Annotated in this window: 12 protein-coding genes; 4 read left to right on the plus strand and 8 right to left on the minus strand. The window is 69.6% G+C overall.

The window, feature by feature from the left end; genetic code table 11:
• Positions 1 to 7 precede the first annotated feature (7 nt).
• Entirely contained in the window at positions 8 to 754 is a 747-nt protein-coding gene (locus tag Ato02nite_RS43385) for a helix-turn-helix domain-containing protein (RefSeq protein WP_213012558.1), read from the minus strand.
• Positions 755 to 933: 179 nt separating this feature from the next.
• On the opposite strand from Ato02nite_RS43385, the gene Ato02nite_RS43390 reads away from it, so the two are divergent.
• Positions 934 to 1296, plus strand: a complete 363-nt coding sequence (locus Ato02nite_RS43390; protein WP_213012559.1) for a nuclear transport factor 2 family protein — start codon at positions 934 to 936, stop codon at positions 1294 to 1296.
• Here the strand turns inward: Ato02nite_RS43390 and Ato02nite_RS43395 are convergent.
• The 4 genes from Ato02nite_RS43395 to Ato02nite_RS43410 are packed head-to-tail and all read right to left on the minus strand — an operon-like array spanning position 1293 to position 4044.
• Positions 1293 to 1733 (minus strand): SCO6045 C-terminal-like domain-containing protein, encoded by a 441-nt coding sequence (locus Ato02nite_RS43395; protein WP_213012560.1) that lies wholly within the window; start codon positions 1731 to 1733, stop codon positions 1293 to 1295. The genes Ato02nite_RS43390 and Ato02nite_RS43395 overlap by 4 nt on opposite strands.
• Complete coding sequence (locus Ato02nite_RS43400; RefSeq protein WP_213012561.1) at positions 1730 to 2548, minus strand: MbnB/TglH/ChrH family RiPP precursor modification enzyme; 819 nt, start codon at positions 2546 to 2548, stop codon at positions 1730 to 1732. Before Ato02nite_RS43400 ends, Ato02nite_RS43395 begins: the two co-directional genes overlap by 4 nt.
• Positions 2541 to 3431, minus strand: a complete 891-nt coding sequence (locus tag Ato02nite_RS43405) for a TIGR04222 domain-containing membrane protein (RefSeq protein WP_213012562.1) — start codon at positions 3429 to 3431, stop codon at positions 2541 to 2543. Before Ato02nite_RS43405 ends, Ato02nite_RS43400 begins: the two co-directional genes overlap by 8 nt.
• Before the next feature lie 34 nt (positions 3432 to 3465).
• The gene (locus tag Ato02nite_RS43410) at positions 3466 to 4044 is read right to left on the minus strand and encodes a TetR/AcrR family transcriptional regulator (protein ID WP_213012563.1); all 579 of its coding nucleotides are present in this window, start codon (positions 4042 to 4044) and stop codon (positions 3466 to 3468) included.
• A 165-nt stretch (positions 4045 to 4209) separates the two neighbouring features.
• Here Ato02nite_RS43410 and Ato02nite_RS43415 point away from each other — a divergent pair, with 165 nt between their 5' ends.
• Both Ato02nite_RS43415 and Ato02nite_RS43420 read left to right on the plus strand, forming a co-directional pair.
• Positions 4210 to 4857, plus strand: coding sequence for an HAD family hydrolase (locus Ato02nite_RS43415; RefSeq protein WP_213012564.1), 648 nt, complete (start codon positions 4210 to 4212; stop codon positions 4855 to 4857).
• 140 nt (positions 4858 to 4997) lie between these two features.
• Entirely contained in the window at positions 4998 to 5900 is a 903-nt protein-coding gene (locus Ato02nite_RS43420) for a serine protein kinase RIO (protein WP_213012565.1), read from the plus strand.
• A 23-nt stretch (positions 5901 to 5923) separates the two neighbouring features.
• Here the strand turns inward: Ato02nite_RS43420 and Ato02nite_RS43425 are convergent, their stop codons facing one another.
• The 3 genes from Ato02nite_RS43425 to Ato02nite_RS43435 all read right to left on the minus strand — a co-directional run bounded on the left by Ato02nite_RS43425 (position 5924) and on the right by Ato02nite_RS43435 (position 11007).
• Entirely contained in the window at positions 5924 to 6169 is a 246-nt protein-coding gene (locus Ato02nite_RS43425) for a DUF2630 family protein (RefSeq protein WP_213012566.1), read from the minus strand.
• A gap of 149 nt (positions 6170 to 6318) precedes the next feature.
• Positions 6319 to 9090 (minus strand): aconitate hydratase AcnA, encoded by a 2772-nt coding sequence (gene acnA / locus Ato02nite_RS43430; protein ID WP_213012567.1) that lies wholly within the window; start codon positions 9088 to 9090, stop codon positions 6319 to 6321.
• Positions 9091 to 9228: 138 nt separating this feature from the next.
• Positions 9229 to 11007: a glycosyltransferase family 4 protein gene (locus Ato02nite_RS43435; protein ID WP_213012568.1), complete on the minus strand. Its 1779-nt coding sequence runs from the start codon at positions 11005 to 11007 to the stop codon at positions 9229 to 9231.
• Between the two features lie 100 nt (positions 11008 to 11107).
• Here Ato02nite_RS43435 and Ato02nite_RS43440 point away from each other — a divergent pair, with 100 nt between their 5' ends.
• On the plus strand, positions 11108 to 11497 hold the full coding sequence (locus Ato02nite_RS43440; RefSeq protein WP_213012569.1) for a DUF6841 family protein: 390 nt from the start codon (positions 11108 to 11110) through the stop codon (positions 11495 to 11497).
• Positions 11498 to 11515 lie beyond the last annotated feature (18 nt).

Raw genomic sequence — 11515 nt, forward strand, 5'->3', positions numbered from 1 at the left:
TTTCACCTCAGCGGCCGTGCAGCCGGGCCGCGGTGGACTCGTCGGCCGGCAGGAACGACTCGATCGCCAGTTCGGACAGGGTCACGTCCAACGGCGTACCCAGAACTGAGGTCACGCTGAAGAAGGACAGATCGTCGATGCGCAGGGGAACGACCAGGCCGGTGGGCCGGCCGGCGCTCGCGCCGCCCGGATAGCCGGCCAGCTCGGCGTGCAGTTCGCGCAGCGCCGGGTCGGCCAGGTGGGTGGCCTGCTGGTCGAGGCGGTGCAGCACGTGCGTGCGCCATTCCGGCAGGTTGCGGATGCGCGGCGCCATGCCCTCCGGATGCAGCGACAGGCGCAGCACGTTGACCGGCGGTTCGAGAAGCCGGCCGGCGCAGCCCTCGATCAGCGGGGTGACCGCGGCGTTCGCGTCGATCATCGTCCAGTGCCGGTCGACCAGCAGCGCCGGATAGGGCTGATGCCCGGTGAGCACGTCGCGCAGCGACCCGAGGACCGCCGCGAGCGGCGGCCCGTCCAGCTTCGACTCGGGATGGGCGGGCGCGTAACCACCGGCCAGGAGCAACTCGTTCTGCTGCCGCAGCGGTACGCCGAGGCGCTCGGACAACCGCAGGATCATCTCCCGGGTCGGTCGCGACCGCCCGGTCTCCACGAACGACAGATGCCGTGCCGACACCCCGGCCTCGGTGGACAGTTCGAGCTGGCTGAGTCGCCGGGTCGTCCGCCACTCCCGCAGAAGCTCTCCCACATCGGCCATTCCAGAAGCGTAGCCATCGAGGGTTATTCAGGACCTACCTCGAGTTGCAGAGGGGCCGCAGGTCAGCGGCTCGGTCTCCACCGTCCTGAATAACCCTCGATTACCTCCGAGGTAATCGACGCCATTACCTCGAGTCGACGATGGTGGTCCACGTCAGCAACCGACGGAAGGACCAGACCATGAGCGACTTCGACACCGTGGTGGACCGTTACCTGGCCACCTGGAACGAGACCGACCCGGCCGCGCGCCGGGCGGCGATCGACGACCTGTTCGCCGCCGACGTCCGCTACGTCGACCCGATGGCGGCGGTGGCCGGGCGGGACGCGCTCGACGGGCTGATCGGCGCGGTTCAGCAGCAGTTCCCGGGTCTGGTCTTCAGCCCGGGCGGGCCGGTCGACGCACACCACGAGCAGGCCCGGTTCACCTGGAATCTGGGTGCGCCCGGGGCGGAACCGCTGGTCGTCGGCTTCGACGTGGCCGAGCTCGACACCGACGGGCGGATCGGGCGGGTGCTCGGCTTCCTCGACAAGGTGCCGGGCTAAGAGGCGCGCCTGATCACCCGTACGCGGCCGGCGAATTGCACCACGACGGCGCCGGCGGCCGATCGCACGGCCGGAGTGCGGCGGGGTTGCGGCGCTCCGGCGCCGTCGTAGCGCATCGCCGCCTCGCGCTCGGCCAGTTCCTCGGCCGCGGCGCCGTTCAGAGAACCGCGTTTGTGCAGTTCACGGGCCATGTCCCAGCCGTCGCGCAGGGATCCCTGGGTCGGCCGGGCGGCCGCCCACTCGCCGAACTCGCGCTTCCAACGCTCGCCGAACGACGCGGCGAGCATCGGCCACTGCCGGGAGACCTCGCCGGCTCGCTTGCGCAGCAGCGCCACTCGCGCGGCTTCGACCCGGAAACCATCGAATCCGTCCGGTACGGGTTTTCCCGCGGTCAGCGCCTCGACGAGTGCGGCCTGTCGAGCCGCGAGGTCGCTCATGTGATCGCGGGGTAGCCGGACGCCGCGGCGATGGCGTCGAGCTCGGTGCGCAGCTCCGCGGCGGGCGGATAGTCGCCGTCGCGTTCCAGCATCAGGGCCGGCGGACGGTGCCGCCGGCACAGCTCGGCGACCAGGTCGAGCACCGGCTGCGGCGTCGCGTGGGTGTGCGTGTCGTGGTAGAGCCCGTCGTGCTCGTCACCGCCGGCCACGTGCACGTAGGCGACCCGGTCGAGCGGCAGCTTGTCGAGCAGCTCGAGCGGGTCGTCGCCGCGGTTGCGGGCGTTCGCGTAGACGTTGGCGATGTCGAGCAGCAGCCCGGCGCCGGTGCGGTCGAGGATCTCGGTGAGGAAATCGGCCTCGGAGAGTTCGTCGTCGGGCCAGTCGAACAGGGCGGCGATCGGCTCCAGCGCGATCGGCACCGGCAGCTCGGCCTGGGTGCGCTTGACGTTGGCGACCACCGCGTCGACCGCATCCCGGGAGCGGGGGAGCGGCAGCAGGTGACCGGCCTCGATGCCGGCCGCCCGGACGAACGCGATGTGCTCGCTGACCAGGGGAGCGTTCAGCCGGCCCGCGACCGCCGCGAGGTGCCGCACCCGCTCCGGATCGACCGGCTCGGCGCCGCCGAGCGACAGCCGCACGCCGTGCGGGACGACCGTGACGCCGCGGTCGATCAGCCGGGACAGACCGGCCGGCAGGTCGCCCTGTGCGTGCACCGACTCGGCCACCACCTCGGCGAAGCGCAGGCCGGGCAGCTCGGCGACGAATCCGTCGATCTCCGGCCGCCAGCCGATGCCGACGCCGTAGGTGTCAGCCACCGCAACCGCCGCCGCCACCGCAGGAACTGCCGCCGCCACAGGAGCTGCTGGAACTGCTGCACGAGTAGCTGGTGGAGTCGCCGCCACTGCTGCCGCCGGCCGCGGCGGCCCGGTGGATCTCGGCCTCGGCCGCGAACGCCGGGTCCATCGAGTACAGCGAGGCGGTGCCGAAGAGGGCCACGCCCATGGCCGCCCCGGTGGCACCGTAGGTGGCGTAGGCCGGCGACTGCCCCGGCGACAGGTGACCGTGCCGGGTGCGTAGTTCGCGCATGCCCTGCTGGGCGGCGACCGTGGCGGTCCGCGAGGTCTTCGAGATGACCACGAGCACCACCAGCGTGAAGAACATCGCCAGCGCGAGGAAGCCGATCGGCTTGTTGTTCTGCGAGCCGGCGATGGCCCGCAGGACGCCGATGACCAGCAGCGTGCCGACCGCGAGCGACCAGAGGCGCAGGGCCCGCAGGTCGGACCGGCTGACCGCCAGGCCGCGCCGTTCGAGACCCTCGCGGAGCTGGTCGAGCGCCGAGCGCACCCACTGGTCGCTGCCGACGTCGCGGGAGCGGACCTGACGGCCGGCGGCATTGTGGATGGCGGCGTCGAGCGGGGTGACACCGGCCGCGAGCGGGCCGGTCTGCACCAGGGTGTGCTGCGGGCCGGTGCCGATCAGGCCGGCCGCGCGCAGGCCGCCGAGCGCGGCGTAGACGGCCAGCCGGTCGCCGCCGTTGAGGTAGGCGACCTGCTGCGGGCCGAGATTGCCGATCTGCGGGTCGGGCGTACCCCGGAACCGGATCTTGCGGTGGATGAAGTAACCCACCGCGACGACGACCAGGGCTACGACGTAGAGGCGGATGAAGACCGGGCCGGGAACCCCCCAGGTGTCCTGCATGGCCTCATTGTGCAGGTCGATGCAACGGTCGGGCCTAAGCCCGGCGGACAGCCTCTTCCACCACGTCGAGGACGCGGCTCAGCTCTCCGGGTGGGCGGCCGGTGGCCAGGTGGAGGACAAGGCCGTCGTAGGCGAGCTCGAGGAACTGGGTGAGCACCTCGACCGGCACGTCGTCGCGGAGCACGCCGGCGTCGCGCTGGCGCTGCAGACGGCCGCGGGTGGCGTCGGCGATGGCGGCGGCCCGCTCGGCCCAGCGCTTGGCGAACTGCGGGTCGGTGCGCAGCCGGCGGGACACCTCGAGCTGGGTGCCGAGCCAGCCGGCCGTGTCGCCGTCGCTGTTGCCGGCCCGCGCGAGCAGGTCACGCATCACCTGGACCAGGCCGTTGCGGGCCACGGTCTCGACCATGGCGGCGGCGTCGTCCTCGGCCACGGCCAGGAACAGCGACTCCTTGTCGCGAAAATGGTGGAAAATCGCGCCGCGGGACAGGCCGGTGGCGTCCTCCAGACGGCGGACCGTGGCGCCCTCGTAACCGAACCGCGCGAAGCAGTCGCGGGCCGCCGCGAGGATCTCGTGGCGTCTCGCCTCCAGCTGGTCCTGGCTTACTCTGGGCACGCTCTGGATCGTGTCACGCAGGCGCTTTCCAATGCAATCCGTACGTACGTCTTGCCAGCCGGGCGGACGACCCCGACCGGATGATGCGAAATCAACCATCCGGACCGGAAGTTGTTAACAGTCCTGGACTGTTCGCTTTAGTCCTCGCTCACGTAAAGTGCGCGGGTGCCTCTCGTCCTGATGGCTCTCGACGACACCCTGCTCGACCGCAGCGGTGCGTTCAGGCTGTGGGCGAAGGGATTCCTGGACGAGATCGGGGCGCCACAGGACGATCTCGATTGGTTACTCTCCGTTGATGCCGATGGTCTGACGGCCCGGTGGGACCTGGCCGACCTGATCCGGGACCGCTACCGGCTCAACATTCCCTCGATCGATCTCCTGGAAGAACTGCACGAGGGGCCGCTCGCGTTCGAGCGTCTCGACCCGATGGTGGGCTGCGCGCTGCAGATCGCCGCCGACGCCGGCCTCGTCCCGGTGGTGGTCACCAACGGGCAGACCGACCGGCAGGACAGCCGGATCCGGCGCACCGGCCTGGATCGGTACGTCGCCGATTGGGTGATCTCCGAGCAGGCCGGGGTGAGCAAGCCCAACCCGCGGATCTTCGCGCTCGCCGCGCAGAAGGTGCGGATGCGGCTCGGCGGTGCCTGGGTGGTGGGCGATAGCCCGGAGGCCGACATCGGCGGCGCGGCCGCGATGGGTCTGCCCAGCGTGTGGCTGCATCGCGGGCGGGAGTGGGTGGACAACCGGTTCGCGCCGACCCGCGCGGTGGGCAACGTGATCCAGGGCCTCTCCGCGATCATGGCGGCACAGTAATTAATTGAGTTGCGCGGCTTGCTACGTTTTTCACGTACGTCTGAAGCACTGGAGAAGAAGGGGGTGCAGACCGTGGCTGTCTTTGTGATGCCTGCTGCCCAGCGTCAGACCCTTTCTTTCTTCTCCGAGGAGACCCTCCAGTGCGAGAGCACGAAACCATGCGCCGTGGCCGGCGCAAGTTCGACGACGACGATTCTGACTTCCTGAAGCGGGGCCGGCTCGAGCCGCGGCTCGCCGAAGACCCTGATCTGCCCGAGACCGGCGACAAATGGTCGACCTGGGACGGTGCCCTGCACGGTCCCGAGCCCCGCCCCGAGTGGGTCCGCACCGAGCACGCCGCGGTCGACGACGAGCTGGGCATGCTCAAGACCGGCAAAGAAGCCGACGTCTTCCTGGTCCGGCGGCACGTGCCGGGCACCGACAAGGTCAGCATGCTGGCCGCCAAGCGCTACCGCGACGGCGACCACCGGATGTTCCACCGCGACGCCGGCTATCTCGAAGGCCGCCGGGTCCGGCGGTCCCGGGAGATGCGGGCCATGACCAACCGCAGTTCGTTCGGCAAGGAGATGATCGCCGGGCAGTGGGCGGTCGCCGAGTTCGGCGCGCTCAGCCACCTGTGGGCGATCGGGCAGGCCAGCGGGCTGGTCCGGGTGCCCTACCCGGTGCAGCTCATCGGTACCGAGCTGATGCTCGAGTTCATCGGTGACTGGGCGACCGGCGAGGCGGCACCCCGGCTCGCCCAGGTGCGGGCCGAGCCCGACCAGCTGGCCGACCTGTGGCAGCAGATGACCGACGCGCTGTCGGTGCTGGCCCGCGCGCAGGTGGCGCACGGCGACCTGTCGCCGTACAACACGCTGGTGCACGGGGACCGGCTGGTGCTCATCGACCTGCCGCAGATCGTCGACGTGGTCGCCAATCCGCAGGGTGCCGACTTCATCGCCCGCGACGTACGCAACGTGGCCGGCTGGTTCACCCAGCGCGGGCTCCGGGTGGACGCCGACGAGCTGCTCGAACGCCTTCTCTACGAGGCGGGCCTTCGCTAGCGGCCCGCCTCGCAGACCTCAGGTCACTGGATGTAGCCCTCGACCTCGCCGATGCTGTGGGCCTGCTCGGCGTTCGGGTCGTTGCCCACCTCACGGGCGGCCCGGCGCCGGCGCAGCAGGTCCCAGCACTGGTCCAGCGCTTCCTCGAGCTCCTTGAGCCGGGCGTGCTCCTCGTCCGAGCTGATCTCGCCGCGGCCGAGCTGCCCACGCAGCTTGTGTTCCTCATCGACCAAGCCGTGGATCCGGCTCAGCACCGTGTTGTCATCCATTCCCGAAGCCTATTCACCCGCCCTCGTCCGACTCTCATCCGGGCGCGTTCTGATGACCCACGTCCCCTGATCAGCGCCGGGCTGCGCTCGGCGGAATGCCGAACGCCCCGCCCTCCGGTGGGGAGGACGGGGCGTTCCGGGCTGGTCGATCAGCTGTTGATCATCTTGCGGAGGACGTACTGGAGGATGCCGCCGTTGCGGTAGTAGTCCGCCTCGCCGGGGGTGTCGATGCGGACGTCGGCGTCGAACTCGACACCGGTGTCCGTGCGGACCTTGACCGTGCCGGGGATCTCGCCGTCGTTCAGCGCCGTGACGCCGGTGATGGTGAAGGTCTCCGTGCCGGTCAGGCCCAGCGACTCGGCGTTGGTCTTCGGCGGGAACTGCAGCGGCAGCACGCCCATGCCGATCAGGTTGGAGCGGTGGATGCGCTCGTAGCTCTCGGCGATGACCGCGCGCACGCCCAGCAGCATCGTGCCCTTGGCCGCCCAGTCGCGCGACGAGCCCGAGCCGTACTCCTTGCCGGCCAGGATGACCAGCGGGATGCCCGCCTCCTGGTAGGCCACCGACGCGTCATAGATCGTGCTCTGGTCGCCGGTCAGGTGGTTGATCGTGAAGCCGCCCTCGACGCCCGGCACCAGCTGGTTGCGCAGCCGGATGTTGGCGAACGTGCCGCGGATCATGACCTCGTGGTTGCCGCGGCGGGAGCCGTAGCTGTTGAACTCGTGCCGCGGGACGCCGTGCTCGGCCAGGTATTTACCGGCCGGGGAGTCGGCCTTGATCGAGCTGGCCGGTGAGATGTGGTCGGTGGTCACCGAGTCACCCAGCTTGGCCAGCACCCGGGCACCGCTGATGTCCTGGACCGGGGACGGCGACGCCTGCATGCCCTCGAAGTACGGGGGCTTCCGGACGTACGTCGAGTCGTCGGCCCAGTCGAAGGTCTTGCCCTCGGGGGTGGGCAGCGACTGCCACTGCTCGTCGCCGGCGAAGACGTCCTGGTAGGCGGTGGCGAAGCCGGTCGCGCCGATCGCCGTGGCGATGGTGTCGTCGATCTCCTTGGCGCTGGGCCAGATGTCGGAGAGGAAGACGGGCTGGCCGTCCGAGCCGGTGCCGAGCGGCTCGGTGGTGATGTCCAGGTCCATCGTGCCGGCCAGCGCGTACGCGACCACCAGCGGCGGCGAGGCCAGGTAGTTCATCTTGATGTCGGGGTTGATCCGGCCCTCGAAGTTGCGGTTGCCGGAGAGCACGCTGACCGCGGTGAGGTCGGCCTCGTTGACCGCGGCCGAGATCTCCTCGGGCAGCGGGCCGGAGTTGCCGATGCAGGTGGTGCAGCCGTAACCGACCAGGTTGAACCCGAGCTTGTCGAGGTATGGCGTGAGGCCGGCCCGCTCGTAGTAGTCCATGACCACCTTGGAACCCGGCGCCAGGGTCGTCTTGACCCACGGCTTGCGGGTCAGGCCCCGCTCGACGGCGTTTCGGGCGAGCAGCGCCGCACCGATCATGACCTGCGGGTTCGACGTGTTCGTGCAGGACGTGATGGCGGCGATGCCGACGAAGCCGTGGTCCAGTTCGAACTCGGTGCCGTCCTCAGCCACCACCCGGGTGGGCTTGGAGGGGCGGCCCTCGGAGTTGTCGGCGGCGCTGAACATGTGCGGCTTGTCGGTGGCGTCGTCGACGTCGTTGGCCGGCGGGTCGCTGGCCGGGAACGACTCCTCGCTCGCCTCGTCGGCGTGGCCGTTGGGCTGCACGTAGTTGCCGAGCGCGTCGCGGAACATGCTCTTGGCCCGGTCGAGCGGGACGCGGTCCTGCGGGCGCTTCGGGCCGGCCAGCGACGGGACGATCGTCGACAGGTCGAGTTCGAGCTTCTCCGAGAAGTCGGGCTCGGCGTTCGGGTCGAGCCAGAGGCCCTGCCGCTTCGCGTACGCCTCGACCAGGGCGACCTGCTGCTCGCTGCGGCCGGTCAGCTTGAGGTACTTGATGGTCTCGTCGTCGATCGGGAAGATCGCGGCGGTCGAGCCGTACTCCGGCGACATGTTGCCGATGGTGGCCCGGTTCGCCAGCGGCACGGCGGTGACGCCGGGGCCGTAGAATTCGACGAACTTGCTGACCACGCCGTGCTCGCGGAGCATCTCGGTGATCGTGAGCACCAGGTCGGTGGCGGTGGTGCCGGCCGGCATCTCGCCGGACAGCTTGAAGCCGACGACCCGCGGGATCAGCATGCTGACCGGCTGGCCCAGCATGGCGGCCTCGGCCTCGATGCCGCCGACGCCCCAGCCCAGCACGCCCAGGCCGTTGACCATGGTGGTGTGCGAGTCGGTGCCGACGACCGTGTCGGGGTAGGCCTGGCCATTCCGTTCCATGATCGTGCGGGCCAGATACTCGATGTTGACCTGGTGCACGATGCCGGTGCCCGGCGGGACCACCTTGAACTCGTTGAACGCGGTCTGGCCCCAGCGCAGGAACTGGTAGCGCTCGCGGTTGCGCTGGTACTCCAGCTCGACGTTGCGGGCGAAGGCGTCCTCGCGGCCGAACAGGTCGGCGATGACCGAGTGGTCGATGACCAGCTCGGCCGGGGCCAGCGGGTTGACCTTGGTGGGGTCACCGCCCAGTTCCTTCACGGCCTCACGCATGGTGGCCAGGTCGACCACGCAGGGAACGCCGGTGAAGTCCTGCATCAGCACCCGCGCCGGGGTGAACTGGATCTCGACGCTGGGGTCGGCGGTCTGGTCCCAGCCGCCGAGGGCGCGGATGTGGTCGGCGGTGATGTTCGCGCCGTCCTCGGTCCGCAACAGGTTCTCCAGCAGGATCTTCAAGGAGTAGGGCAGGCGGGCGTGCCCCTCGACCTTGTCGATCGTGAAAATTTCGTAGCTCGCGTCTCCGACGCGTAGCTCGCTCTTCGCACCAAAGGTGTCGAGGCTGGCCACGTCATCTCCTTCACCCAGCGACTGTGCGGTCAAGTCTTTCGCACCGGTACCGGCGCCCCGGGAGTTAGGCAAACCTAACTCTCGGTTCACGTTTCCCGTAAACCGTACGTCCGTCTTGTAAGCCCGCGCAAGGCGGGGTCAGGCGGTCACCCGGATCGTGAAATCGTTACTTTCCGTGTAGCCCGGTTGGAGTTTTGCGCCACGCACGGTGGTGGCCGGCAGGACGAAAGCGGTCCGCTTGTCGACGATGTCGTCCCGGAATCTTCCCAGGGTCACGGGCTCCGCGGTGGCGGCATGGCGCAGCCGCAGGGTCCAGATGCCGATGGGCAGCGAGGCGATCGAGGCCCGGAAATCGAGACCGTCGGTCGTCACCGTGAGCTTTCGGATGTCCTTCCCGTCCTGTGCCTCGAGACGGGGGTCGTCAAACATCGCGCCGTGGAGACGGCCGGTCAGATGAATGCCGTCCGTGTCGGTGCTGATGTCGCCGACCTCGGCGTACACCGGCTGGTCCCAGATGCGGACGGCCATCCAGCCGTCCTGGGTGCGGTAGGGGAGCTGGATCCGCTGGCCGACCGGGCCGTCGAGGAGGTGCCGGGTGTCCCGCAGGCCGGCGATCACCGGCACGCCGTCCTTCTCGAGCCGGCCCGACTTGCTCACCGTGACGCCGTCGGGCAACGGAGCGAGGCCGTCCCAGTCGAGCGTGGGCTGGGTATCGGTGGGCGCGGGGCCGAGCGCTTCCACTGGCGGACGGCGGCGCCAGGGCTTCCGCTTCTTGGCGGAGATCTCGGTGAACAGGCGTTCGTACTGCTCGGCGATCGGGGCCGGATCGTAGCGGGCGGAGTTGACCAGCGCCGCCGCCGACATCGACCGGCGCAACTCGTCGTCGTTGATCAGCCGGAGCAGGGCGTCGCCCATCGCGTCCGGGTCGCCGACCGGTGTGAGCAGGCCGTCCTCGCCGTGCCGCAGGATCTCGCCGGGCCCGTGCGGCGCGTCCGTGCTCACCACCGGCACCCCGCACCGCATGGCCTCGACCAGCGTCATGCCGAACGGTTCCCGGTCGGCCGAGACCGCGGCGATCGAACCTTTCGCCCACTCCGGCTCGATCGGCGAATATTGCCCCATCATCCGCACGTGGTTGTGCAGGCCGAGCTCGAGCACGAGGGCCCGCAACGCCGGCGTCTCCTTGCCGTCGCCGTAGATCCGCAGTTGCCAGTCCGGCCGCTCGGCCGCGACCTTGGCGAACGCGCGGATCAGCACGTCGTACCGCTTGCTCGCGATCAGGCGGCCGGCCGCCACGACGAGCTTCGCTCGCCCGTGCGAGGGCGGCACGGTGGGTGCGGGCACGCCGTTCGGGATGAACAGCAGACGGGTACGGCGTAAGCGCAGGTGAGCGCGGTAGTCGTCGGCGTCGTGCTGGGACACCGTGACGAAGGCGTCCAGTTTTCGCAGATAGCGCGGCATGAGCTCGCGGAGCGCCTTGCGGTGTTGGCCACGGACCAGGTGTTCCTGCCCGATCCGCACGATGTGCCGGGGTGCGAAGGCGGCCGTGTACGCGATCAGGCCGGGCCTGGTCGCGATGATCACGTCGGCGTCCGAGCCGCGCAGGTAGGCGCGGTAGCGCTGCTCGACGTGCCGGTCGTAGTCGCGAGCACGGAAGTCCGACATCGGGTAGACCCGGGGTTCCACGCCGCGGCCGGGTGCGTCCGCCTCGTAGTCGGGGTGGCCCGTGCGGCTCTCCACCAGCGACATCAGGCGGATCGCCGGGTCGACCGGGAGTTTCGGCACGTCGCGGTGGCGTACGGTGCTCAGGACCTCGACCTCGTGCCCGCGCGCCGCAAGCGCGGCGCCCAGATTGAACGTCGTCTTGATGGTTCCGCCGATGCCGAAGGCATCATTGATGAGGAAAAGCACCTTCATGCCGATTCGCGGGCCTTTCCGTGGCCGGTCAGGTTCGACACGTTAGCCGCTCCGCGCACTTCGTGTTTACCCCCGTGTCGGATCGGGCACACGGCGACCCGTGAAGACCCCGATCGATCTTGCCGAGTTGACGGACTTCTTCGATCACTACGGTGCCGCGCTGACCACCGGCGATGTCGCGGCGGTGGCCGGCTGCTACGCGCTGCCCGGGATGGTAGTCGCCGACTCGTACAGTTTCACGTTCACCTCTCCGGCCGCGGTCGCCCTGTCCTTCCTGGGCGCCGCACCCACCTACCGTGAGCAGCAGGTCGTGGCCGCCCATGCACAGCTGCTCGATGTGCAGCAGCTGTCGTCGGCGCTGATGCTGGTCGCCGTCGAATGGGAATATCTGGACAGCTCCGGCAACGGGCTCTCGGGCGGACAATTCCACTATCTGATGCGAATGGACGCAACCGGACCTCGTATTACCACTGTGATCTCGACGCACTGAAATCGTCGTACCCCGGTG

Source organism: Paractinoplanes toevensis (assembly GCF_018332695.1).
In the GTDB taxonomy this organism is placed as follows: Bacteria; Actinomycetota; Actinomycetes; order Mycobacteriales; family Micromonosporaceae; genus Actinoplanes; species Actinoplanes toevensis.

Coding starts and splice junctions, on each gene's coding strand:
- Ato02nite_RS43385 (WP_213012558.1), bottom strand. CDS start 754: ATGGCCGATGTGGGAGAGCTTCTGCGGGAGTGGCGGACGACCCGGCGA.
- Ato02nite_RS43390 (WP_213012559.1), top strand. CDS start 934: ATGAGCGACTTCGACACCGTGGTGGACCGTTACCTGGCCACCTGGAAC.
- Ato02nite_RS43395 (WP_213012560.1), bottom strand. CDS start 1,733: ATGAGCGACCTCGCGGCTCGACAGGCCGCACTCGTCGAGGCGCTGACC.
- Ato02nite_RS43405 (WP_213012562.1), bottom strand. CDS start 3,431: ATGCAGGACACCTGGGGGGTTCCCGGCCCGGTCTTCATCCGCCTCTAC.
- Ato02nite_RS43425 (WP_213012566.1), bottom strand. CDS start 6,169: ATGGATGACAACACGGTGCTGAGCCGGATCCACGGCTTGGTCGATGAG.
- Ato02nite_RS43435 (WP_213012568.1), bottom strand. CDS start 11,007: ATGAAGGTGCTTTTCCTCATCAATGATGCCTTCGGCATCGGCGGAACC.